General features: G+C 72.1%; 24 protein-coding genes. 13 read left to right on the top strand and 11 right to left on the bottom strand.

What is annotated here, in order from left to right; genetic code table 11:
• The first annotated feature begins 62 nt into the window (after positions 1-62).
• A complete protein-coding gene (locus tag ITJ68_RS02715; protein WP_194659789.1) occupies positions 63-779 on the top strand; it encodes a phosphatase PAP2 family protein in 717 nt (238 codons plus the stop codon).
• A gap of 101 nt (positions 780-880) precedes the next feature.
• Here ITJ68_RS02715 and ITJ68_RS02720 read toward each other — a convergent pair whose 3' ends face one another.
• Positions 881-2125, bottom strand: a complete 1245-nt coding sequence (locus tag ITJ68_RS02720; protein ID WP_194659790.1) for a multidrug effflux MFS transporter — start codon at positions 2123-2125, stop codon at positions 881-883.
• Positions 2126-2193: 68 nt separating this feature from the next.
• Here ITJ68_RS02720 and ITJ68_RS02725 point away from each other — a divergent pair, with 68 nt between their 5' ends.
• Positions 2194-2652, top strand: coding sequence for a MarR family winged helix-turn-helix transcriptional regulator (locus ITJ68_RS02725; RefSeq protein ID WP_228504443.1), 459 nt, complete (start codon positions 2194-2196; stop codon positions 2650-2652).
• Here ITJ68_RS02725 and soxR read toward each other — a convergent pair.
• The 3 genes from soxR to ITJ68_RS02740 all read right to left on the bottom strand — a co-directional run bounded on the left by soxR (position 2649) and on the right by ITJ68_RS02740 (position 4835).
• Entirely contained in the window at positions 2649-3203 is a 555-nt protein-coding gene (gene soxR, locus ITJ68_RS02730; protein WP_194659791.1) for a redox-sensitive transcriptional activator SoxR, read from the bottom strand. The genes ITJ68_RS02725 and soxR overlap by 4 nt on opposite strands.
• An 89-nt stretch (positions 3204-3292) precedes the next feature.
• A complete protein-coding gene (locus ITJ68_RS02735) occupies positions 3293-4339 on the bottom strand; it encodes a YdcF family protein (protein WP_323743197.1) in 1047 nt (348 codons plus the stop codon).
• Positions 4340-4382: 43 nt separating this feature from the next.
• Complete coding sequence (locus ITJ68_RS02740; RefSeq protein WP_194659792.1) at positions 4383-4835, bottom strand: iron chaperone; 453 nt, start codon at positions 4833-4835, stop codon at positions 4383-4385.
• A gap of 68 nt (positions 4836-4903) precedes the next feature.
• Here ITJ68_RS02740 and mgrA point away from each other — a divergent pair, with 68 nt between their 5' ends.
• The 4 genes from mgrA to ITJ68_RS02760 all read left to right on the top strand — a co-directional run bounded on the left by mgrA (position 4904) and on the right by ITJ68_RS02760 (position 8954).
• The gene (mgrA, locus tag ITJ68_RS02745) at positions 4904-5947 is read left to right on the top strand and encodes an L-glyceraldehyde 3-phosphate reductase (RefSeq protein WP_194659793.1); all 1044 of its coding nucleotides are present in this window, start codon (positions 4904-4906) and stop codon (positions 5945-5947) included.
• A 199-nt stretch (positions 5948-6146) separates the two neighbouring features.
• The gene (locus ITJ68_RS02750) at positions 6147-6326 is read left to right on the top strand and encodes a hypothetical protein (protein ID WP_194660172.1); all 180 of its coding nucleotides are present in this window, start codon (positions 6147-6149) and stop codon (positions 6324-6326) included.
• A 113-nt stretch (positions 6327-6439) separates the two neighbouring features.
• Positions 6440-7618 (top strand): Fic family protein, encoded by a 1179-nt coding sequence (locus tag ITJ68_RS02755; RefSeq protein ID WP_194659794.1) that lies wholly within the window; start codon positions 6440-6442, stop codon positions 7616-7618.
• Positions 7619-7739: 121 nt separating this feature from the next.
• Positions 7740-8954, top strand: a complete 1215-nt coding sequence (locus ITJ68_RS02760; RefSeq protein WP_194659795.1) for an MFS transporter — start codon at positions 7740-7742, stop codon at positions 8952-8954.
• A 161-nt stretch (positions 8955-9115) separates the two neighbouring features.
• Here the strand turns inward: ITJ68_RS02760 and mnhG are convergent, their stop codons facing one another.
• The 7 genes from mnhG to ITJ68_RS02795 form a co-directional block, all read right to left on the bottom strand.
• On the bottom strand, positions 9116-9472 hold the full coding sequence (gene mnhG, locus ITJ68_RS02765; RefSeq protein ID WP_194659796.1) for a monovalent cation/H(+) antiporter subunit G: 357 nt from the start codon (positions 9470-9472) through the stop codon (positions 9116-9118).
• On the bottom strand, positions 9469-9804 hold the full coding sequence (locus ITJ68_RS02770; protein WP_194659797.1) for a sodium:proton antiporter: 336 nt from the start codon (positions 9802-9804) through the stop codon (positions 9469-9471). The genes mnhG and ITJ68_RS02770 overlap by 4 nt, the downstream gene beginning before the upstream one ends.
• Positions 9801-10385, bottom strand: a complete 585-nt coding sequence (locus ITJ68_RS02775; RefSeq protein WP_194659798.1) for a Na+/H+ antiporter subunit E — start codon at positions 10383-10385, stop codon at positions 9801-9803. Before ITJ68_RS02775 ends, ITJ68_RS02770 begins: the two co-directional genes overlap by 4 nt.
• On the bottom strand, positions 10382-12049 hold the full coding sequence (locus ITJ68_RS02780) for a Na+/H+ antiporter subunit D (protein ID WP_194659799.1): 1668 nt from the start codon (positions 12047-12049) through the stop codon (positions 10382-10384). Before ITJ68_RS02780 ends, ITJ68_RS02775 begins: the two co-directional genes overlap by 4 nt.
• A complete protein-coding gene (locus tag ITJ68_RS02785; protein WP_194659800.1) occupies positions 12046-12516 on the bottom strand; it encodes a Na(+)/H(+) antiporter subunit C in 471 nt (156 codons plus the stop codon). Before ITJ68_RS02785 ends, ITJ68_RS02780 begins: the two co-directional genes overlap by 4 nt.
• A complete protein-coding gene (locus tag ITJ68_RS02790) occupies positions 12513-15395 on the bottom strand; it encodes a Na+/H+ antiporter subunit A (protein ID WP_194659801.1) in 2883 nt (960 codons plus the stop codon). The genes ITJ68_RS02785 and ITJ68_RS02790 overlap by 4 nt, the downstream gene beginning before the upstream one ends.
• A gap of 129 nt (positions 15396-15524) precedes the next feature.
• A complete protein-coding gene (locus tag ITJ68_RS02795; protein ID WP_194659802.1) occupies positions 15525-16274 on the bottom strand; it encodes an SDR family NAD(P)-dependent oxidoreductase in 750 nt (249 codons plus the stop codon).
• Between the two features lie 58 nt (positions 16275-16332).
• Here ITJ68_RS02795 and ITJ68_RS02800 point away from each other — a divergent pair, with 58 nt between their 5' ends.
• The 7 genes from ITJ68_RS02800 to ITJ68_RS02830 all read left to right on the top strand — a co-directional run bounded on the left by ITJ68_RS02800 (position 16333) and on the right by ITJ68_RS02830 (position 23467).
• Positions 16333-17106: an SDR family oxidoreductase gene (locus ITJ68_RS02800; protein WP_194659803.1), complete on the top strand. Its 774-nt coding sequence runs from the start codon at positions 16333-16335 to the stop codon at positions 17104-17106.
• A 98-nt stretch (positions 17107-17204) separates the two neighbouring features.
• Positions 17205-18326 carry a PQQ-dependent sugar dehydrogenase gene (locus ITJ68_RS02805; protein ID WP_194659804.1) on the top strand — a complete coding sequence of 374 codons (1122 nt, stop codon included), beginning with the start codon at positions 17205-17207 and terminating at the stop codon, positions 18324-18326.
• Positions 18327-18347: 21 nt separating this feature from the next.
• On the top strand, positions 18348-19169 hold the full coding sequence (locus ITJ68_RS02810; protein WP_194659805.1) for an aldo/keto reductase: 822 nt from the start codon (positions 18348-18350) through the stop codon (positions 19167-19169).
• A gap of 106 nt (positions 19170-19275) precedes the next feature.
• Positions 19276-20238 carry a glycosyltransferase gene (locus ITJ68_RS02815; RefSeq protein WP_194659806.1) on the top strand — a complete coding sequence of 321 codons (963 nt, stop codon included), beginning with the start codon at positions 19276-19278 and terminating at the stop codon, positions 20236-20238.
• A 110-nt stretch (positions 20239-20348) separates the two neighbouring features.
• Positions 20349-21221, top strand: coding sequence for an SMP-30/gluconolactonase/LRE family protein (locus ITJ68_RS02820; RefSeq protein WP_194659807.1), 873 nt, complete (start codon positions 20349-20351; stop codon positions 21219-21221).
• Positions 21222-21255: 34 nt separating this feature from the next.
• Entirely contained in the window at positions 21256-22407 is a 1152-nt protein-coding gene (rlmC, locus tag ITJ68_RS02825) for a 23S rRNA (uracil(747)-C(5))-methyltransferase RlmC (protein ID WP_194659808.1), read from the top strand.
• Positions 22408-22774: 367 nt separating this feature from the next.
• The gene (locus ITJ68_RS02830; RefSeq protein ID WP_194659809.1) at positions 22775-23467 is read left to right on the top strand and encodes a transglycosylase family protein; all 693 of its coding nucleotides are present in this window, start codon (positions 22775-22777) and stop codon (positions 23465-23467) included.
• The last annotated feature ends 110 nt before the right edge of the window (positions 23468-23577 follow it).

Here is a 23577-nt window from a genome sequence, read left to right on the forward strand (position 1 = left end):
CCTGTGTGTTCTCTGATGGGACCGAGCCGTGACTTCGCCCGTCGGACTGGGACGATGGGCGGATGATCGACGACGCGCCGCCGCTCCGCCCCCGCCGACGAGAGCCCGACGCGAACGGCATCCTCGTCCGGTCCGCGTACCCGCTGTCGACGCTCGTGATCGGCATCGCGGCGGTGCTCGTCCTGACCGTCGTCGGGTTCTTCCTGGGCACGGTGGACATCGGTCTCGCGAAGGCCCTCAACGAGCTGCACACCGGCGCACTCCGGAGCTTCACCGACGGCGTCTACCACGCGATCAGCCCCGTGCCGGCGATCATCGTCACCGTCGTCGTCACCGGGGTGATCTGGGCGGTGCAGCGGAACATCCGGCCGGCGGCGGCCTTCGCCGGGGTGGTCGCGATCACGTGGGTGCCGTCGGCGATCGTCAAGGAGCTCGTGCACCGCGCCCGGCCCGACGTCAGTGTGCTGCCGCACCCGTTCCCCGTGCAGCCGGACCCGGGCTACCCGAGCGGGCACACGGTCTTCATGGTGGCGTTCACCATCGCGCTCTGCTGGGTGTTGCGCGACACCCGGTGGCACGGAGTCGCAGTCGTCGTGGGGACCGTGGCCGTCGTCGTCGTGTGGTTCTCGGTGACGATCGACGCCGTGCACTACCCGACCGACGCACTGGCCTCGGTGGCGTGGGCGCTCGCGGTGGCCCCTGCCGCCCGGCTGGTCTGGGTCGACTGGCTGATGCCGCGGCTGCCGGTGCTGCGTCCGGCGCGGCCCGTCGCACGCTGACGGAGGCGCTGACGCGGGCGAGACGGCAAGACACCGGCGTTCCTCGTCCACGCCGCGGATGTCCGCGGCGCGACTGACGAACACCGGTGTCTCGCGGGAGCTCAGGCCGCGCGGACGGTCCTGCCACGTGCGGCCAGCAGCGCGATCACCGCGACGACCGCCGCGGCGAGCATCACGATCGCCAGGGGAGCGGCCGTCGTGGACCCGCCGATGCTCACCAGCGGGGACACCAGCGCGGCGAGGCCGAACTGCAGCGCGCCGAGCACCGCCGACGCGCTGCCGGCGGCGGACGGCACGGCTCCCAGTGCCAGTGCCGTCGCGTTGCCGAGCACCAGGCCGAGGCTGCCGACCGCGGTGAACAGCGGCACGGCCAGGGCGATGACCGGAGCACTGGTGGCGACGAGCACGGCGAAGGCCACCGTCGACGCGAGCACGAGCACGATGCCGAGCGACAGCACGCCCCGCACGGAGTGGCGTTCCGTGAGCTTGGCGGACAGGATGCTGACGCCCATCAGCGCCAGGGCGTTGATGCCGAACGCGATCCCGTACTCGACCGTGCCGAAGCCGATCATCTCCTGGTACAGGAACGGCGACGCCGAGATGTACGCCATCATCACCGCGAACGCGAAGCCGAACACCGCGGTGTAGCCGAGGAACGTGCGCGAGCGCAGGGCGCGCAACGGGGACCCCGTCGCCTGGCGTTCGGCGCGGAGCTCGTCACGGCGGGAACGCAGGTGGGTCTCGCGGATCACGGCCAGCACCGCGACGAGCATGACGACCGACAGCCCGAGGACGATCGTGAGCAGCCCGCGCCAGCCGATCGGGCCGGTGAGCAGCCCACCGAGCAGCGGTGCGACGACCGGGGCGACGCCACCGACGATCATCATGAGCGAGAACGCCCGGGCGGCGGGCTTGCCGGTGGCCAGGTCGGAGATGACCGCGCGGCTGATGACCATGCCGGCCGCACCGCCGAGCCCCTGCAGCAGCCGAGCCGCCACGAGCACACCGACGGTCGGCGCGAGCACCGCTGCCGCGCTCGCGAGCACGCACAGCGCCGCCCCGGCGACGAGCGGGGGAACTCGGCCGAACCGGTCCGACAGCGGCCCGAAGACGAGCTGTCCGACGGTGACGCCGACCAGGAACGCGGTCAGGGTGAGCTGCACGGTGGTCGCCGAGGTCTGCAGCTCGGTCGTCATCTCGGGGAAGGCCGGCAGGTACAGGTCGGTGGCGAAGGGTGCCACGGCGCTGAGCAGGCCGAGCACGAGCAGCAGGGCGGTGGTGATGCCCTGTTGCCGGGTCGTGGGCGTCGCGATGTCCGCGCGGATGGTGCCGGTGTCCGTCGTCATGATGATGAAACCATAACGCACTGAGTTATGAATGCATAACCGCTTGCTATCGGCGCTACAGTGCAGGGATGGACGCAACGGTGACCGACGAGGCGCTGGCCGACCTCGCGGACCTCGTGCTCCGGGTCTCGCGCGAGATCGACCCGAACGGCAGCTCGGCCCTCGACGTCGTCCCGCTCACCGGCACCGAGGTCCTCGTCCTGCGATGGGTGGACATGCACCCGGGGACGTCACCGAGCGCCACGGCCGAGGCGACGGCACTGCAGCGGAGCAACCTCAGCGCCGCACTCCGGTCGCTCGTCGCGAAGGGCATGGTCGACCGATGTGTCGACCCCCGCGATGCCCGGCTCGTGCAGCTGTTCGCCACCGAGCAGGCGGCGGCGAACATCCGCGTGCTCCGCGCGCACTGGGCAGGGAAGCTCCGGGCGGCGCTGGGTGACATCGCGGATGACGACCTCGACCGCGTGACGGACGCCGTCGCCCTGCTGACGCGGTTCGACGACGGGCTCCGACCGGCCGGCTCCTAGGCTGCCCCCGCTGCGCCCGCTGCGCCCGCTGCGCCTGCTGCGCCCGCTGCGCCTGCTGCGCCCGCTGCGCCTGCTGCGCCCGCGTCGTCCTCGATCGGCAGCAGCCGGCGAGCACCGTGCCCCTCGGAGCTGAGCGCGTCCCCGGGGTTGACGAGCAGGCAGGCGTTGAGCGAGACGCACCCGCACCCGATGCACCTCGTCATCTCCTCCTGCAACCGGGCGAGCTCGAGCTGGCGGGCACGGAGTCGCGCCCGCCATCGCTCGTTCAGTCGGTTCCAGTCCCGCAGCGACGGCATCCGGTCCTGGGGCAGGGCCGCGAACTGGTCGGCGACCTCGCTCAGGGGGATGCCGAGCCGCTTGGCGACCTGGATGATGGCGATCCGCCGCTCCATGTGCCGCGGGTACAGCCGCGTGCCACCGTCGGTCCGTTCGGGGCGGATCAGGCCCTTGCGCTCGTAGAAGTGCAGCGCCGACGCAGCGACGCCCGTCCGCGCGACGACCTCGCCGATCGTCAGCAGGTCCGTCGGACGCGGCCCGGAGATCTCGACCATGGTGGAGATCCTAGCGAGCGGCGACAGCGGCGATCGCGGCCGCCACCGGCGACCGCGGCCACCACCGGCGACCGCGGCCGCCACCGGCGTCACCGCTGCTGGAACGACTCCCAGAGCAGGAACCCGGTGAAGGCCACGAACGGCAGGAACGCCACCAGGTTCAACCACCGGTGCTCGACGATGACGGCGATGAACTCCCGCAGGAACGCGCTCGGCACGTAGTACGGAGCCGTCGGCGACCCGATCACCTGGGCCGGCAGGTCGAGCTGGCGCGCCAGCACCGCGGCCCGGAGCACGTGGTAGTTGTTCGTCACGACGACGACGTGGCCGTCCCGCCCCGCTTCGGTCTGCACCGCTCGCGAGAAGCGGAGGTTCTCACGCGTGGACCGCGACGCCGTCTCGGGCAGGACGTCCGCGGCCTCGGCGCCGTTCGCGAGCAGGTACTCGGCCATCGCGGTGCCCTCGGCCCGCGGTTCGTCGGCGCCCTGGCCGCCGGACGGGACCAGCACCGGACGCCGTCCCGCTGCGACCTCGCTGCGGTACAGCGCGAGTGCCCGGTCGAGTCGACTCCGGAGCAGGGGCGGGACCTCGCCGCGGACGAGCCCGGAGCCGAGCACCACGATCGCGTCCGGCGCCTCGCGGAACCGCATCCGCCCGTACACGACCGAGTACACCGCGAACGCGACGAAGGCGAGTGCCACGTACACGCAGAGGAACACGAGCAGCACGACGGCCGACACGGCCAGGGTGTCCGGCACGTCCTGCTCGCCGTCGGTCGCGATCGCGAACACCACGACGGCGACGGTCGGCAGCACGAACACGAGCACGCCGGCGACGAGCGAGAGCAGGTTGCCGAGGCTGCGGCCCTCACGCCGGAGCATCTGCACGCCGTTCACGATCAGGGCGAGACCGAGGGCGACGACGGCGAGGGGGACGAGCAGCACCACCAGCCCGACGACGATCCCGAACCCCGGGACGACGGCGGTCAGGATCGACACGACCGCAGCCGCACCGAACAGGACCGCGGCGGTGAGGAACACCCCGTTCCGCAGCATCCGCCGGTCATGGCGACGGCACAGGACGTAGAGCAGCAGGAAGACCAGCGCGGGGACGAGTCCCGCGGCAGCAGCGATCACGGGGTGGCCGTTCGGAGCGCGGTCATCCCAGCACGCTACCGGCTCACCCGACCGCCCGACGGATGAGCTCGGCCACCGTTGCCTCGTCGTCGGTCGAGAACTCCGGGGTGACTGCCCACGACGTCGGCCAGAAGGTGCCGTCGTCGAGCCGCGCAGGGTCCTGGAAGCCGAGCGTCGAGTAGCGGGCCGTGAACTTGGCGGCGTCCTGGAAGAAGAACACCACCGTGCCGTCCTTCGTGTAGGCGGGCATGCCGTACCAGAGCTTCGGCAGGAGGTCGGGTGCGACCTCGAGCGCGATCCGGTGGATGCGTCCGGCCAGCCCCCGGTCGGGCTCGGGCATCTCGGCGATCTTCGCCAGGAGGGCCTCGAGGTCCGCTGCAGCCTTCTCGGCCTTGGACCCGCCGCGTCTCCTGGAGGCCTTCACCTCGGCCGCGCGCTCCTGCATCGCCGCGCGTTCCTCGTCGGTGAACGGGGCCTCATCCGTCGTCCGTGCCATGGCGTTCCTCTCGGTTGCGCCCAGTGTCCTCCTGAGACCGCCCGGGTGCCACGTGCCAGGCTCGGAGCATGACCTACATCGCCAGCGACGACCGCTACGACTCGATGACGTACCGCCGGACAGGCCACTCCGGCCTCGACCTGCCGCTGCTCTCCCTGGGCTACTGGCACAACTTCGGGGACGACATGCCCTTCGAGGACCAGCGGGCGATCAGCCGTCGCGCGTTCGACCTCGGCATCACGCACCACGACCTCGCGAACAACTACGGGCCGCCCTACGGCGCCGCGGAGGTCAACTTCGGCCGGCTCATGCGCGAGGACTTCCGCCCGTACCGGGACGAGATGGTCGTCTCGACGAAGGCTGGCTGGGACATGTGGCCCGGCCCGTACGGCCAGGGCGGCGGGTCGCGCAAGTACGTCCTCGCCTCGCTCGACCAGTCCCTGACCCGGATGGGACTCGACTACGTCGACGTCTTCTACTCCCACCGCCTCGACTCGTCGACGCCGCTCGAGGAGACCATGGGCGCGCTGCACACCGCCGTGCAGCAGGGCAAGGCGCTGTACGTCGGCATCTCCTCCTACGACGCGGCCCGCAGCCGCGAGGCCGTCGAGATCCTCCGTGACCTCGGCACCCCGCTCCTGATCCACCAGCCCTCGTACTCGATGCTGAACCGCTGGATCGAGACCGAGGGGCTCCTCGACGCTGCCAGCGAGCTCGGCTTCGGTGTCATCGGCTTCACCGCGCTGGCCCAGGGCCTGCTGACCGGACGCTACCTCGACGGCGTGCCCGCGGACTCCCGTGCGGCCGCCGGCAAGACGCTCGACCCGTCGTCGATCACGCCCGAGGTCGTCCAGCACCTCAACGCGCTCAACGCCGTCGCCGAGGCGCGCGGCCAGTCCCTGGCGCAGCTCGCCCTCGCCTGGGCGCTCCGCGACGAGCGCGTCACCTCGCTCGTCATCGGGGCGTCGCGGGTCTCCCAGCTCGAGGACAACGTCGCCGCCCTGTCGAACCTGTCCTTCACCGACGAGGAGCTCCGCACCATCGACGAGCACTCCGTGGGCATCACCGACGTCGACCTGTGGGCGGGTGCGCGCTCCGGCGCCGTCTCCTGACGCACCGCCTGACGGACTGGAGGTCCGGTGCCAGCTGGTACCGGGCCTCCAGTCCGTCCCGGCGCACGTTCTGGCCCATCGCGTCCGCGATCGCACGTCGTTCCGCGCGTGACGCCGACGAGAAGATCGACGCCGCGGAGCTCCGGACCATCGCGCTGCAGTCGACTGTGGTCGAGGTCGCCCTCCGCGCCACACGACCCTGTTCGAGGTCGGTGGAGCCAGCGCGACGGACCGGGACCGCGCCCTCGACCGGCACTGGCGGAACGCCAGGACCCTGTCGTCGCACAACCCGGTCGTGTTCCAGCAGCGGGTCGTCGGCGACCACCTGGTGAACGGCGCTCCCCTGACGTACTTCTGGGCCACGGGCGAGGCCCGGTGACATCTCAGAACCCTGCGCACCACGGAGGCGATCTGTCACACGATCACCGCCCCAGCTACACTTAGTACCGTAAGTGTCGAGAACCTCCCGCCGCAGCGACAGATCGGAGCACCGTGGACTGGCCCGCGATCTCGTCCGAAGAGCTCTGGTTCGAGTCGAAGTACGCGGGGTTCGGTGTCGCGGCGAGCCGCCGCACCGCCCTCGGGCATCCGTACCGTGCGGCCGTGCCACCGCTCATCGCGGATCTCGACCCTCGTGTGAGCTCGTCCGTCGCGGCGCTCGTGGACGATGCGGTCGAGGCGCTGGTCCGATTCGACGCGCAGCTCGGCGGTGAGATCGCACCGTTCGCAGCGCTCCTGCTTCGCTCCGAGGCAGCAGCGTCCTCGCAGATCGAGAACCTCACCGCCAGCGCACGGGCGATCTACACAGCAGAACTCGGTGACGACTCACGGCAGAACGCCGCGCAGATCGTCGCGAACACCCGGGCGATGCAGAGCGCGCTCGAGCTCGCTGACGACCTCACCCCCGCCTCCGTCCTCGCGATGCACGCGGCGCTGCTCGACGGCGACACCCATCACGACGCCGGTGTCTGGCGGACCGAACCCGTCTGGATCGGTCGGAGCGCTGACAGTCCAGCCGGAGCCGACTTCGTCGCGCCCGCGTCCGAGCGCGTCCCGGCCCTGGTCGACGACGTCATGGTGTTCTCGCGGCGGGCCGACCTGCCGCGGCTCGTGCAGATCGCCGTTGCCCACGCACAGTTCGAGACGATCCACCCGTTCACGGACGGCAACGGTCGCACGGGCCGCGCGCTGATGCAGGCGATGTTCCGGGGGACCGGGCTGACCAGGAACGTCACCATTCCGGTGTCTGCCGGCCTGCTCACGGACACCGCCGGGTACCACGCAGCACTCGACGCGTACCGCACGGGCGAGGTCGAACCGATCGTGGTCGCCACGGCCGAAGCGGCCTTCCGCGCGGTGAACAACGCCCACGAGTTGGTGGACGACATCCACGCGGTCCAGGCCGCGTGGCGTGCGACCGTCACGGCGCGTGCGGACTCGGCGGTGTGGCGCGTCCTCGAGGTGGTTGCTCGTCAGCCCGTCCTCACCGGGGCGTCGCTCTCGGCGCAGCTCGGGCCGTCGGTCAACGTCTACCGTGCACTCGACGCGCTCGCGGCGGCCGGGGTGCTCGTGGGGAAGTCGGAGCACAAGCTCCGTGCCAAGGTCTGGCGGAGCGATGACGTCCTGCAGGCGCTCGACGCCTTCGCGCGCCGGGCCGGACGTCGGGGCTGACGACCCCGCTGGTACCCTCGGGACCGCAAGTGTGTATCTACCGGTCGCCGCACCTCGGCGGACAGCGGCGGCACCCGATGGGTCCGCAGCTCCACGGCGGGCCGAGAAGGCACACCACGACATGCTCCAGGCGCGCTCCGCAGACGCTTCCCTGATCGCCCACGCCGGGCGCTCCTACTTCCCGATCGCGTTCATCGCCAGGCTGCCCTTCGCGATGATGGTGGTCGGCGTCCTGACGCTCGTCGTCGCCTCCCGTGACTCGGTCGCGCTCGGGGGCATCAACTCCGCGTTCGTCGGCATCGGCTCGGCGATCGTCGGTCCGATGGTCGGCGCAGCAGCAGACCGGTTCGGGCAGCGGACGGTCCTGGTGCCCGTCGGCCTGGCGAATGCCGCGCTGCTCGGGGTCTTCGTGCTCGTCGTGCAGAGCACCGCCCCGGACCTCGCCGTCCTGGCGCTGTCGTTCTTCGTCGGAGCCAGTGCGCCGCAGGTCGCCCCGATGTCCCGTACCCGGCTGGTCGCCATCATCCGGCAGCGCATGGCGCCGGTCCGGCAGGAGAAGGTCCTCAGCGGGACGATGGCGTACGAGTCCGCGGCCGACGAGACGGTGTTCATCATCGGGCCGTTCCTGGTCGGGCTGCTGGCGAGCGCCATCGCGCCGTGGGTCGCCGTGGCCGGCGCGTCGGCGCTGACGTTCGTCTTCGTCACGGCCTTCGCCCTGCACCCGACGGGCCGTCTGGCCGTGGGTCAGCAGGCGGAGGTCGCGCAGGCACCCGCCCGGCAGCTGCTCCGACCGCGCCTGGTCGTGGTCGTCGTCGGCATCCTCGGGATCGGGTTCTTCTTCGGCTCGACGCTCACGTCCCTGACGGCGTTCATGGAGACCCACGGCGAGTCCTCGCAGGCGGGACTGCTCTACGGCCTGATGGGCATCGGCTCGGCGGGCCTCGCGCTCGGGTCTGCGGCGTTCCCGCGGGCGTTCGGCATCGGCTGGCGCTGGCTGGTCTTCGGCGTCGTGCTGCTCGGCGGGGCGATCGCCTTCGCGTCGGCGGACTCGGTCCTCACGGTCGGGATCGTCCTGGCGGTCATGGGCATCGGCATCGGCCCGACCCTCGTCGCGCAGTACAGCCTCGGCTCGGACCGCTCCCCGGTCGGCCGGTCCGCGACGACGATGACGATCCTCGGGTCCGCGGTCATCGTCGGGCAGTCGCTCACCTCGGCCGTGGTGGGTGAGGTGGCTGAGTCCTCGGGCGCGCAGACGGCGATGCTGTTCCCCGCGATTTCGGCCGGCATCGTCGTGCTCGCCGCGGTGGTCAACCTCGTGCTGTCCCGCCGCGGCTGAACCGTCCCCTGATGCCCGCGATGGGAAGCGGGAACGCGCGTTGTCAGTCGGAAGGAACGACCTCCGACGCGCGATTCGACCCCCCTGCGCGCGGAACGACCCACCACGCGCGGAACGACCCACCACGCGCGGAACGACCCGAGGCGCGAAAGAGCTCCGCGTCACGACTCCGTGTCGTCGACCAGCAGGTCCTCGTGGCGGTAGTCGTTCGAGCGCAGCCCTGCGCGGGCGATCATGTGCGTCGACACCGGCACCAGGAACAGCTGGAACACCATGATCGGCAGCACCACGAAGAACGCCGTCCACGTCCACACCGCCACCACGATCGCGGCGAGGGCGAAGGCCAGCCCGAGCACCTGCGGCTTGGACATGGCGTGCAGGCGGACGAGCGGGTCGGGGAAGCGGACGATCCCCACGCCCGCGCCGAGCGACAGCAGCGACCCGACGATCAGCAGCCCGAGGGCGATCCACGCGCGGACGCCGGCACCGTCGATGAAGGACTCGATGACCTCGATCACGATCCCTCCGCTCGTCGTTCGGGGGTGGTGGCGTCGGTGCCCTCGTCGGACGGGTCGGACGACGGGGTCACGGCGCGGGCGACGGCGATCGTGGCGAAGACGCTCGTCGCCGCGATGACCACGAGCACCGGGATGCCGGCGAGGTCCTGCCGGACCACCATCGCCGCGGCGATCACGACGAGCACGGTGGTGAGCACCATGTCGGAGCCGATCATCCGGTCGAGGATGGTCGGACCGCGGACGATCCGGAAGACCGCCATCGCGAGGGTCGCCCCGAGCAGGGCGAGGACCAGTGCGATGCCGATCCCCATGACGACGACTGCTGCGCTCATCGGGTCACCTCCGGCGGCGGGTCGGACAGCTCGGACACGTCCTGCTTCGAGCCGACCGCCCGGATCACGAGGGCGTCGATCCCGAGGGCCTCGCGCCTGGCGGCCTCGACCTGCTCGACGCGTTCGGTGTCGAGCACGTGCAGCAGCAGCCGACGGCGCTTCAGGTCGACGTCGGCGACGTACGACCCGGGCACGAGCGACACGGCGAGGGTCGCCAGCGTGAAGGTCATCTCCGACGTCGTGTGCAGCTGCACGAGCACGATCGAGCTGCGGCGGACGCCCCGCGGTCGGACGGCCACCCAGGCGACGCGGAACGACGCACGGAACACCAGCCCGGACCAGACGACGAGGAACCACAGGAACCGCAGCGGCGAGAACCGCGTGGACAGCGGCACCGGGGGCAGGGGCAGCAGCTGTGTCACGAGCAGCGCCACGACGATGCCGCAGAGCAGCGTCAGCGGGCTCCACGACCCCCAGAGCAGCGCCCACAGGACGGTCAGCCCGGCGGCGAGCGGCACGTCGTAGCGCCACGCGACGACGATGCGTCGGGCGTTCGCGATGCGGCGGGTGTCGTCCCTCATGGGCGCTCCCCGAGGACGGCCTGCACGTACTGCACCGGGGACTCGAGCGACTGGGCAGCGCGGGTCGCGTAGCCGTAGAGGGGGCCGGCGACGACGGTCAGCGCCACGGAGCCGAGCACCGCGACGGTGGTCACGCCGACCATCATGCGGGGCAGGCGCGCCTTCTCGCCGGTTCCGGGCGACGGACGGGAGGCCCGCCCAGCGCTGGCAGCGTCAGTGACGGTCACCGAGCCTCCCGTCAGCACTGAGCCGTCGGTCTCCGAGATCGTGACCGGCGCGGGTTCGGGCGCACGGAGCGTCTCGTGCGGCTCTGCGACGGCCGCGTGCGGGGCCGCGGGCTCGGCGGCGGGCTTCGGCCGCCAGAAGGCGGCGTCCCAGACGCGCATCAGCGCGTAGAGCGTCAGGAGCGAGGTGACGACGCCGGCGCCGATCGTCACGTACGCCAGGGGGCTGCCGTCGATGGCCGCGGCGCGGAACAGGCCGAGCTTGCCGATGAAGCCGGAGAACGGGGGGATGCCCCCGAGGTTGAACGCCGGGATGAGGTAGAGCGCCGCCAGCAGGGGCGCGGCCTTGAGCAGGCCGCCGAGCGACCGCGTGGACGTCGTGCCGCCGATGCGCTCCATCAGGCCCGAGACCAGGAACAGGGTGGTCTGCACGACGATGTGGTGCACCGTGTAGAACACCGCGGCGGCCGTGCCCGCGACGGATCCCAGGCCGACGCCCATCACCATGAACCCGATGTGGCTGATGAGCGTGAAGGACAGCAGACGTTTGACGTCCGTCTGCGACACCGCGCCGAGCACGCCGACCACCATCGTCAGGGCGGCGACGACGAGCAGCACCTCGTTGAGTTGTGGCCGCGGGAAGATGACCGTCTCGAGCCGGATGATCGCGTAGATGCCGACCTTCGTCAGCAGACCGGCGAACACCGCGGTGACCGGGGCCGGGGCGGTCGGGTAGGAGTCGGGCAGCCAGAACGCCAGCGGGAACACGGCGGCCTTGATGCCGAAGCCGATGAGCAGCATCGTGTGCAGGAGCAGCTGCACGTGGTCGGGCAGCCCCGCGACGCGCTCGCTGATCTGGGCGATGTTGACCGTGCCGGTGGCGCCGTAGACCAGTCCGATGGCGGAGAGGAAGATCGCCGAGGCGATGAGGCTCGTCACGATGTACGTCGTGCCGGCCCGGACGCGCTGCTCGCTCCCGCCGAGGGTGATCAGCACGTAGCTGGCCACCAGGAGCATCTCGAACGCGACGTAGAGGTTGAAGAGGTCGCCGGCGATGAAGGAGTCGAGCACGCCGGCGGCGAGCACGAGGTACGTCGGGTAGAAGATCGTGACCGGGGCCTCGCTGTCGTCCGCGGCCAGGCCCTGCCCGATGGAGAACAGCAGGACGACGAGCAGCACGCTCGCGGACACGGTCAGGAGCAGGGCGCTCAGGCGGTCCACGACGAGCGAGATGCCGTACGGGGCGTCCCATCCGCCGACCTGCACCACGATCGTGCCGTGCTGGTCGACGAGCACCATGAGCGTGGCGGCGACGGCCAGGGCGACGACGAGCACGGCGACCGTGATCGCGCGCTGGATGCGCTGGTGCCGGAGGAGTCCGAGGGCCACCGCCGCGCCGAGCAGCGGGACGAGGACGAGGAGCGGGACGAGGAAGGTCATCGGGATCCCTCACGCTCGTCGGTCGGTGCTTCGTGGTGGCGCTCGTGGCCGTCGTCGGGTGTCCCACCGGTGTCCGTGTCGGTGTCGACCTCGGTGTCGTCCTCGTCCGTCGACTCGCCGCGGGCGCTCCGGATGGCGACGTCGGCTTCGTCGACCTCGACCTCGTCCGCACGGGACAGCGTCCACGAGCGGTGGATCAGGGCGAGCAGGAAGGCGCTGACGGCGAAGGTGATCACGATCGCGGTGAGGGCGAAGGCCTGGGGGAGCGGGTCGGTGATGCCCTCGGAGGACTTCCCGATCGGCGGGTCACCGGCGGCGCCGGACATCACGAGCAGCAGCAGGTTGAGCGCGTTCCCGAGGAGCAGGAACCCGAGCAGCATCCGCGTGAGCGAGCGTTCGAGCAGCAGGTACACGCCGCAGGCGAAGAGCACGGCCATCGCGATGACGAGGACGAGTGTGACGGTCATGCGGAGACCTCCTCGGGGTCGCGGCCGGCTTCGATGGTGTCGCGGGTGGAGGTGCGCGAGTCCTCGAGGCGCTGCCGGTCGACCTCGGCGCCGAGGCTGCGCAGCACGTCGAGCACCAGGCCGACGACCACCAGGTAGACACCGATGTCGAAGAACGTCGCCGTGACGAACTCGACGTGCCCGAGGACGGGGACCGTGGCCTCGAAGAACTCCGAGTACAGGGCTTCCTTGCCGAAGAACATCGGGACGATCGCCGTGATCGCGGCCGTCGCGACCCCGAGCCCCAGGAGTCGGCCGGCCCGGACGGGCGCGGCGGCACCGAGTTCGGCGGGGCCCCCGGCGAGGTACCGGGCCGCGAGTGCGATGCCCGCGACGAGTCCGCCCGCGAAGCCACCGCCCGCGGCGTTGTGTCCGGCGAACAGCAGGTACACGGACAGCACGACCAGGCCGTGGAACAGCAGGCGGACGACGACGTCGAGCAGCGCGCTCCGCCCGGTCGGCAGCGCGGCGCTCGTCGGCAGCCAGGCGCGGGGCTCCCCGTCGCGACGCTCGTCGGCGGACTCGGGCCGGTCGCGCAGACGGGGCAGGGTGTCCTCGCGCGAGTTCACGAAGATCAGGCTCGCAACACCGGTGGCCGCTGCGACGACGACCGTCAGCTCGCCGAGGGTGTCCCAGCCGCGCAGGTCCACGAGGGCGACGTTCACGACGTTGAGGCCGTGGCCGAACGAGCTCGTCAGCGCGGGCAGGTCCGGCCAGATCGGCGTCGCGGTGCGGGCCGAGGCCGCGACGACGACGACGATCGCCAGGGTCAGCCCGGCCAGTCCGGCGAACAGGGCGCGCAGCACCCGGAAGCGCGAGGGGTTCGCGGTCGCGATGCGCGGGGGGAGCCGGCGGAGGACGAGCACGAAGGCGATGAGCGTCACCGTCTCGACGACGAGCTGGGTCAGCGCGAGGTCCACGGCGCCGTGCAGGACGAAGAGCACGGACATGCCGTACCCGGTCACCCCGACCAGGACCGCCGCGGCGAACCGGGTCTTCGCCGTCAGCACCGAGATCGCGGCGATCGACATCACGATCATGACCGGCACCTGGCCCCACGAGTCGGCGAACCGGACGTGGAACTCCCAGGGACCGCCGAGCACCAGGTTGGCGAGGGCGCCGGCGACGAAGACGGAGAGGATGACCGTCAGGTAGTAGGGGAGCGAACCGCGCTGCAGGAACGCGGTCAGACCCGTCGCGCCGTGGTCGAGCCCGCGCATGACCCGTCGGTACGTGCCCGCGGCGCTCGGGGACCCGGCCAGCCGGTGCTGCAGGGCCTCGACGCGGGTGCGGGCGAGGAAGAGCGCGACGCCGCCGAGGAGCGTCAGGGCGGAGATGCCGAGCGCGGGCTCGAGACCGTGCCACAGCGCCAGGTGCGGCACGGGTTCGCCGGAGTGCGACGCGGCCTCCGCCGCCGGCTCGAGCCCGTGGGCGACGACCGGCGTGAGCAGCCCGAGCGCGAGCCCGGCGAGACCGAGCACCGACGGCACGACACCGAGTCCGTGCAGCGCGTGCGGCTCCGTCTGCTCGACCCCGGGCTTGCGGCCGAAGGTGCCCCAGAGGAAGCGGAGCGAGTACGCGACGGTCAGGACCGAGCCGATCGTGACGCCGACGAGCGCCACCCACGCCCAGGCCGCACCGGGACCGTGCAGGGCCTCGACGACGCCGGTGAGCACCGCCTCCTTCGCGACGAACCCGATCGTCGGGGGGATGCCGGCCATCGACACGAGGGCGAGCACCGCGACCGTCGCGAGCCACGGCATCCGCCGGCCGAGCCCGCTCAGCCGGTTCAGCTCGCGGGTGCCCGTGACGTGGTCGACGGTGCCGACGACCAGGAACAGCGTGGACTTGAACGTGGCGTGCGCGACGAGCAGCGCCACCCCGCCGAGGGCGATCGCGGGGGTGCCCCAGCCGGCGGCGAGCACGAGGAACCCGAGCTGCGCGACGGTGCCGTAGGCGAGCAGGAGCTTGAGGTCGGTCTGGCGGAGCGCCCGGTACCCGCCGACCAGCATCCCGAGCACGCCGAGCACCGTGATGGTCTCCCGCCAGCCCCCGAGCATCGCGAACGCCGGGGCGAGGCGCGCGACGAGGTAGATCCCGGCCTTCACCATCGCGGCCGCGTGCAGGTAGGCGCTGACCGGGGTCGGCGCGGCCATCGCGGCGGGCAGCCAGAAGTGGAACGGGACGATCGCGGACTTGGTCAGTGCCCCGAGGAGGACCAGCACCACGGCGACCGTGACGAGGGTGCCCGACGGGGCCTGCTCGACGATCGCGGAGAGCTGCGTGGTGCCGGTGCGCACCGACAGCATGACCAGCCCCGCGAGCATCGCCAGGCCGCCGGCCGTGGTGACGACGAGGGCCTGCATCGCGGCCGCCCGGCTCGCCCGCTTGACCGAGTCGTGGCCGATGAGCAGGTACGAGAAGACGGTGGTGGCTTCCCACAGGATGAACAGCACGATGACGTCGTCGGCGATCACCAGGCCGTACATCGACCCGGCGAACGCCGTCAGGACGCCCGCGAACCGTCCGAGCCCGGGCTCCTTCGGCCCGAAGTACGACGCGCAGTAGACGAGCACGAGGGCTCCGACGACCGAGACGACCAGTGCGAGCACCCAGGACAGGGCGTCGACACGCAGGGCGAGGGCGAGGTCGAGCTCGGGTACCCAGGTGGCGCGCTCGGTGACCCCGCCGTGCAGGGCCCGGTCCGTCTGCGTGACGGTGAGCACCGCGGCGGCGGCGGGTGGCAGGGCCGCGAGGTAGAAGACGCGGCGGCCGAGGAGCGGCGTGAGCGCCGGCACCAGCAGGGCGACGACGGCGAACGCGACGAGGACGGTGACCATGGGGCGCCTCCTCGGGGTCGGGCGTGACAGTCCGGCTCTGGGTGGCTCACAGGCTACCGAGAGCCGGGTGAGCAGAACCTGTGCGGCCGGACAGGAAGCACAGGCCGTGCGCCGGGCTGCGAGTGCTGGCTACCGCCCGTACGCCCGCGCCGGGATCTGCGTCGCGAGCTTGCCGCCCGACACGTCGAGCAGCGTCCCCGTGATGTACGACGACGCGTCGCTCGCCAGGAACACGAGCAGGTCGGCCACGTCGTCGGCCGTCTCCCACCGCCGCAGCGACAGCGTGTCGAGGAGCCGGTCCTGCGCCTCGGCCGGCATCGTCGCGAAGCCGTTCATCGCCGTCGGCACCATGCCCGGCGCGTACGCGTTCACGGTGATCCCCCACGGCCCGAGCTCCGACGCGAGCACCCGGGTGAACGCCACGACGGCCGACTTCGACGCGGCGTAGGCGGCGCTCCCGACGCTCGGCACGATGGCCGCGAACGACGCCGCGTTGATGATCCGCCCGCGTCCCGCCGCCTGCATCACCGGCGCGACCGCCTGGCTCATCAGGAACGTGCCGCCGAGGTTGACGTCCACGCACCGCTGCCAGGCGTCCCACCGCAGGTCGGCCACGAGTCCGTCGACGTTCACGCCGGCGTTGTTCACGAGCACGTCGATCGTCCCGTGGGTCTCGACGACGGACGCGATCGCCTGCTGGACGGACGCGGGGTCGGCGACGTTGCAGACCACGTGCTCGAGCGGGAAGTCCGGGTCGAACGCCAGGTCGAGCGCGACGACGCGGGCGTCCTCGGCGACGAAGCGGTCGGCGAGCGTCCGGCCGATGCCGCGCGCCGCCCCGGTGATGACGACCACGCGGTCGCGGAGGTCGAGGTGCATGGGGTGCTCCTTCTCAGCCGACGGTCGTCGTCGACACCACCAGCCATACCATTGCGGGATGACGAGCGCGGGCGCGGCGAGCACGGACACCGGGACGACGAACACGACCACCGGACGCGTCCTCTGGGTCACCGGCGGCGGCAGCGGCATGGGCGCAGCGGCTGCCCGCACCGCGGCGGCGACCGGTTGGACCGTCGTGCTCAGCGGGCGCCGTGCCGACCGCCTGGAGCAGGTCGCCGCCGAGGTCCGGGCAGCGGGCGGTGCGGCAGACGTCCTGCCGCTCGACGCCGGCGACCCGGACGCCGTCATGGCTGCCGCCGCCGCGATCGTCGAGCGGCACGGCCGCCTCGACGGGCTCGTCCTCGCCGCGGGGCTGAACACCCCGGCCCGACGCTGGGACGACCAGTCCATGGCCGACGTCCGCGCGGTCCTCGACACGAACCTCACCGCGGTGCTCTCGGTGGTCGACGCCGCACTGCCGGCCCTCCGCACGAGCGCGACGGGCGGCGTCGTGGTCGTCGTGTCCTCGTACGCCGGGTGGTCGTTCCAGCCCGGGGCGGGTGTCGCCTACTCGGCGTCGAAGACCGCGCTCGGCTCCGTCGTCCGTGGTCTGAACCAGCAGGAGGCGCCGCACGGCGTCCGCGCCACGCACCTCTGCCCGGGCGACGTCGCCACGGACTTCCTCGACCAGCGCCCGCAGGTCCCGGACGCCGCCGCCCGCGCCGTGATGCTCACCGCCGAGGACATCGGCCGCACCATCGGCTTCGTGCTCGACGCCCCCGCGCACGTGCGCGTGGACGAGCTCGTGATCAGCCCCGTCGCCCAGCGGTGACCGTCGGGGACCCGGCCACCTGACGGCCGGCCGGGTGTCTGCCGGACAGGTGCCGAGCCTCCCGTCCGTCCCCTGGCCGCCCGCGTACCGTCCGCGACATGCGCACCCGGACCGCAGCACCCCTCGCATCGCTCGCCCTGCTCGTCCTGACGCTCGCCGGCTGTTCCGCCGGGCCCGACGCAGAGGACGACCGCTCGTCACGGGGCAGTGCGACCGCTCCGCCGGCGCCCAGCGACCTGGCGAGCGGCGAGGTCGTCCCGACGGGAGCCGTGACGGACGTCGCGACCGACCTCGAGGCACCGTGGTCCGTCGTGCTCGTCGACGACACCCCGCTCGTGAGCCTCCGCGACTCCGGTGACGTGCTCGAGCTCGCCGAGGACGGCAGCCCGCGCACCGTGGGCACGATCGAGGGCATCCGGCACGGCGGCGAGGGCGGACTGCTCGGCCTCGCGGTGCACGACGACGACGAGCTCTACGTCTACTCGACCGGCGAGGACGGCAACCGGGTCGAGCGCTACCCGCTGACCGGCGACGCCGGGTCCTACGGGCTCGGCGACCCGACGACTGTCGTCGAGGACCTGCCCGCGAACAGCTTCCACAACGGCGGCCGGATCGCCTTCGGCCCGGACGACATGCTCTACGTGACCGTCGGCGACGCCGGCGACCGGTCCGAGGCCCAGGACCGCGACTCGCTCGCCGGCAAGATCCTGCGCGTGACCCCGACCGGCGACGTGCCGTCCGACAACCCGTTCGACGGCTCCCCGGTGTGGTCCACCGGGCACCGCAACGTGCAGGGGCTCGGGTGGGCGGACGACGGCACGATGTTCGCGTCGGAGTTCGGGGAGAACGCCTTCGACGAGCTCAACGTCATCGAGCCCGGCAGCGACTACGGCTGGCCCGAGGTCGAGGGCACGGGGGGCACCGACCAGGGGTTCGTCGACCCGGTGCAGCAGTGGTCGACGGACGAGGCCAGCCCGAGCGGCCTCGCCGTCGTCGACGACACCGTCTTCATCGCCAACCTGCAGGGCCGGGTGCTCCGCTCGGTGCCCGTGTCCGGCCCGTCGACCTCGCGCGAGTGGTTCGCCGACGACTACGGCCGCATCCGCACCGTGCTCGAGGGTCCCGACGACACGCTCTGGTTCGTCACGAACAACACCGACGGCCGCGGGTCCCCGGGCGACGGCGACGACCGGGTGCTCTCCGTGCGCCTGTCCGACTGACCCGGGCGTACTGTCCGGGGCATGCCCGCTCTCACCGACACCTTCGCCCTGTCCAACGGACTCCACATCCCCCAGATCGGCTTCGGCACCTGGCAGATCCCCTCGGGGTCTGAGGCCTACGACGCCACCCGAGTCGCACTCGACGCCGGGTACCGTCACATCGACACCGCGCTCGCCTACGGCAACGAGGCCAGCGTCGGCGAGGCCGTCCGCGACAGCGGCGTCCCGCGTGACGAGGTCTTCATCACCACGAAGCTGCCGGCGGAGATCAAGACCGCGTCCGGCGCGCGCGAGGCCTTCGCGGAGTCGGCGGGCAACCTCGACCTCGGCGTCGTCGACCTGTACCTGATCCACGCGCCGTGGCCCTGGAGCGACATGGGCAGCGACCACCGCGAGGGCAACGTCGAGGTGTGGAAGGTCTTCGAGGAGCTCTACGACGCCGGCAAGACCAAGTCCATCGGTGTCTCCAACTTCGCCGTCCCGGACCTCGAGCACCTGCTCGGACAGACGGACGTCGTGCCGCACGCCAACCAGATCCGCTGGTTCATCGGCAACACCCAGGACGAGACCACGGCGTTCTGCGCGGAGCAGGACATCCTCGTCGAGGGCTACTCGCCGCTCGCGACCGGCGGCCTGCTGTCGAACACGGCCATCGCGGACATCGCCGCCAAGTACGACAAGACCGTCGCCCAGGTCGCGATCCGGTACCTGCTCGAGAAGGACGTGCTCCCGCTGCCGAAGTCGACCACGCCGTCGCGCATCGCCGAGAACGCCGACGTCGACTTCGTGCTGGCGTCCGAGGACGTCGCAGCGCTCGACGCCCTGCAGGACACGACCGACTGACCTGCGACGGCGTTGCGGGGAACCGCATGACATGTCAGATGTCATTGCACGGACGGCCGCTGCCGGGCAGGATGTATTCCACATACTTCCTGACCCGAGGAGCACCGTGAACACCGCAGCCTGCATCGTCGTCCGCCGCCCCGACCTGGAACGGCTCCTCGAGACCGTCCGGTCCATCGCAACCCAGGTCGACACGGTCGTCGTGGTGGTCGACGCCGGCTCGGACATGCTGGCGGCAGCGCGGGCCCTCCGGGGCATCGCCCTGGTGGTGGCCGTCCCGCGCGGGACGGGGGCGGGCGCGGCGGCGAACCACGGCGTGCGACTGCTCGTCGAGCACGGTGCCGAGGTCGTTGTCCGCCTCGACCCCGACCACGTCGCACCCGCCGACATGGTGGCGGAGCTCGTCCGCCGGTTCGAGGACCCCCGCGTCGCCGTCGCCGCCGGTGTCCTCGGGCCGGTCGGCGCGGCGCGTCCCGTCACGGCCGGCCGTCACGGTGGACCGCGCGGTGTCGACGCCTGTGCGACCTCCGGATCGGCGCTCCGCACGGACGTCTGGCGGGAGATCGGCGGATGGGACGAGGAGCTCGCGACCGACCACCTCGAGTTCGACCTCTGCCTCCGTGTCCGCCAGTCCGGGTACGTCGTCCTGCAGGACCCGGACGTCGTCGTCGGCCGTCCGGTGCGTCGGGCAGCGGCGTCGGCACCGCTCCACGACCTCGGCGCCCTCGCTGACCGGGCGCACGACTCGGTGTGGTTCGCCCGCAAGCACCGGGGCGTGCCGCTGTCCGTCCGGGTCGCCGGTCGGAGCCGCTCGGGGACCGCCGCGGCGATCGCGGTACAGGTCGTCCGGGCCGCCCTCGGAAGCCGCGACGACGCCCGCGGGCGCACCCACGCCCCCGCGCGCACCCACGCCCATGACCACGTCCCGGTGCACGGGCGTGCCGCCATGGTCGCCGCCCTGCTCCGCGGTGCGCTCGCCGGGGCTGCCGTCCGCCGCAGCCCGGAACGGTCCGCTGCCCCGGCGCCGCTCACGGCCATCCGGCACGACCGGAGCCGCAGCGCGGCCTGACCGTGCCCCGGAGCCGCAGCGCGGCCTGACCGTGCCCCGGAGCCGCAGCGCCGCCTGACCGTGCCCAGAGCGGACCGGCGTCTACGCTCGTGGTGTTCGAAGGAGAACCCATGGCGTCGATCACCGACCTCGTCCCCGACCCCGCCGCGCTCGAGCGCATCGCGACCGGCAGCACCTGGGCCGAGGGGCCGTGCTGGATCCCGACGTCGCGGACGCTCCGCTGGTCCGACATCCCGGGCGACCGCATCCTGCAGTGGCACGCCGACACGCGCGAGGTCGACGCGTACGCCGAGGGCGTCGAGTTCACGAACGGCCGCACGCTCGACCTCGACGGCAGCGTCGTGCAGTGCTCCCACGGCAACCGCCGGGTCGAGCGCGACCGGGACGGCGTCGTGACGACGGTCGTCGACGGGTGGAACGGCGTCCGGCTGAACTCGCCGAACGACGTCGTCGTCACCACCGACGGCGCGATCTGGTTCACCGACCCCGCCTACGGCATCACGCAGCCGCGGGAGGGCCACCTCGGGGAGCGCGAGTACGGCGACCACTGGGTGTTCCGCTGCGCGCCCGACGGATCGGACCTGCGCCCCGTGGTGCTCGACGCCGACGAGCCGAACGGCCTGGCGTTCGACCCGTCCGAGCGGGTGCTGTACCTGGCGAGCTCGGACGGGGAGCGCCCGGTCATCCGGGCCTACGACGTCGACGGCGCCCGGGTGAAGAACGGCCGGGTGTTCGCCACCCTGGAGCCCGGGGAGGGCGTGCCCGACGGCATCCGCGTGGACGTCGACGGCAACGTCTGGTCCTCCTCCGGCCGGGGCGTCGTCGTGTTCGCGCCGGACGGCTCCCGCCTCGGGGAGGTCCCGGTGCCGGAGACGGTCTCGAACCTCTGCTTCGGCGGCGACGACGGCACGACGCTCTTCCTGACCGCGACGACCTCGGTGTACCGCGTCGCCACGACCACCCGGGACACCGCCGCCCGCTGACGACGGGCCCCCGCTGCCGTATCCTGACTCGGCCATGCAGTGCGACTACTTCGACCGCGGGGTGTGCCACTCGTGCACGCTCATGGGGCAGCCGTACGCCGACCAGGTCCTCGACAAGGAACTCCGCACGCGCGAGCTCCTGCACGACGCCGTCGAGGCAGCGGGCGGCCCGGGCTCCGTCACCTGGTCGCCGGCGATCACCAGCCCCGAGTCCGCCTACCGCAACCGCGCGAAGATGGTCGTGGGCGGATCGGCCGAGCACTCCACGATCGGCATCCTCGACCACCGGCAGCGCGGGGTCGACATCCGGCACTGCGGCATCTGCACGCCCGGCATCCAGCGGGCGCTCCCCGTCCTCGCCGACTTCGTCACCTCCGCCGGGCTCATCCCGTACGACGTCGTGGCCCGCCGCGGCGAGCTGAAGTACGTGCTCGTGACGGAGTCCCCCGACGGCGAGCTCATGGTGCGCTTCGTGCTCCGCTCCGAGGGCCAGCTCGCCCGCCTGCGCTCCCGGCTCGGGGACCTGCTCCTGGCGCTGCCGACCGCCGTCGTCGTGACCGCGAACCTGCTGCCCGAGCACAAGGCCGTCACCGAGGGCGAGCGCGAGGTCGTCCTCACCGAGCAGGAGACCCTGCCGATGCGCGTCGGGTCCGTGACGATGCACCTCCGTCCGCAGAGCTTCTTCCAGACGAACACCACCGTCGCCGCTGCCCTCTACAACCAGGCGTCGGCGTGGATCGACGAGGTGGACCCCGCGTCCATGTGGGACCTCTACTGCGGTGTCGGCGGGTTCGCCCTGCACGCCGCCCGTCCCGGTCGCGCGGTCACGGGGATCGAGACGAGCGCCGAGGCCATCCGCTCCGCCAAGCAGTCCGCGCGCGAGGCCGGCCTCGTCGACCTGCGGTTCGCGGCCGACGACGCGACCGAGCACGCCCTGCGGTCCCGTCCCGAGCAGACCCCGGAGCTCGTGGTCGTCAACCCACCGCGGCGGGGCATCGGGCCGGCGCTCGCCGACTGGCTCGAGGCCTCCGACGTCCAGCACGTCGTCTACTCCAGTTGCAACCCGGTGACGCTCGCGAAGGACCTGGCGCGGATGCCGTCGCTGCGGCTGCGCCGAGCGCGCGTCCTCGACATGTTCCCGCAGACGGGCCACCTCGAAGCCGTGACCCTCCTGACGCGCGTCTGACCGCTCGCTGACCGCGCCCTGGTCGCGACCCCGGTACGGCCTGGAGGCGCGTTCCGGCGCCGTCCCGCGCCTCCAGTGCGCCTGAGGGCCACCGGGTCGCATTGCCAGCCAATTCGCATGATCGCGTACCCGGGTACACGCGATCGGCGCGCCCATGGGGATCAGCGCTTACCGGAAATCGGCGGGGTACGCATCATCCTGGGGTGGAACGCTTGGTCTCAGTTTGATAACGGCCTGGATCTTCCTATGGTTGCCGACCGTGACACCGGCGCGTACCACTGCCCCCGGTGACACCTCAACAGACCGCGATCGGTCGGGGTGGGCAGTGGGCGTCGTGATCCGACGAGCGGCCCCGGTGGAGCAACAGATGAAGAAGCAAACCCGTACCCGTGCCGTCCTCGGTGGACTCGCCTTCGCTGGGATCGCTGCGGCGGGCGTCGGGCTCTCGGCCCCCGCGAACGCCGCCGCCGGTTCCACGTGGGACGCCCTCGCTCAGTGCGAGTCCGGTGGCAACTGGGCCATCAACACCGGCAACGGCTACTCCGGCGGCCTGCAGTTCACGCAGGGCACCTGGGCCGCGAACGGCGGCGTCGGCAGCCCGGCGAACGCCAGCCGCGAGACCCAGATCGCCGTCGCCGAGCACGTCCTCGCGTCGCAGGGCTGGGGCGCATGGCCCGCCTGCTCCGCGAAGCTCGGGCTGAGCGGCACCACCGGTGCTGCCCCGGCGGCGATCCCGCAGCAGGCCGCACCCGCACCGGCGCCCGCACCGGCTGCTGCCGCACCGGCCGCTCCGGCAGCCCCTGCTCCGGCACCGGCGAAGCAGGTCGCCCCGAGGGCGACCGCCCCGGCACCGACGGCTGCTCCGGCAGGCCCGTCGAAGCCCGCCGCGGTGAAGACCAGCGGCACGACCTACACGGTGGTGTCCGGCGACACGCTCGACACCATCGCGACGAAGCTCGGTGTCGACGGTGGCTGGATGCAGCTCTGGGCCGCCAACACGACGACGATCGACGACGCGAACCTGATCTACGCGGGGCAGACGCTGCAGCTCCCGGCCTGATCCAGGTCCATCGGCAGCCCGCAGCGGCTGCGAGACACCGGTGTTCGTGCTCCACGCCGCGCAGAGTCGCGGCAGGACGCACGGACACCGGTGTCTTGCGTTGTGCGTGC

Origin of the sequence: Curtobacterium sp. VKM Ac-1395, assembly GCF_015350975.1 — a bacterium.
Classification (GTDB): domain Bacteria; phylum Actinomycetota; class Actinomycetes; order Actinomycetales; family Microbacteriaceae; genus Curtobacterium.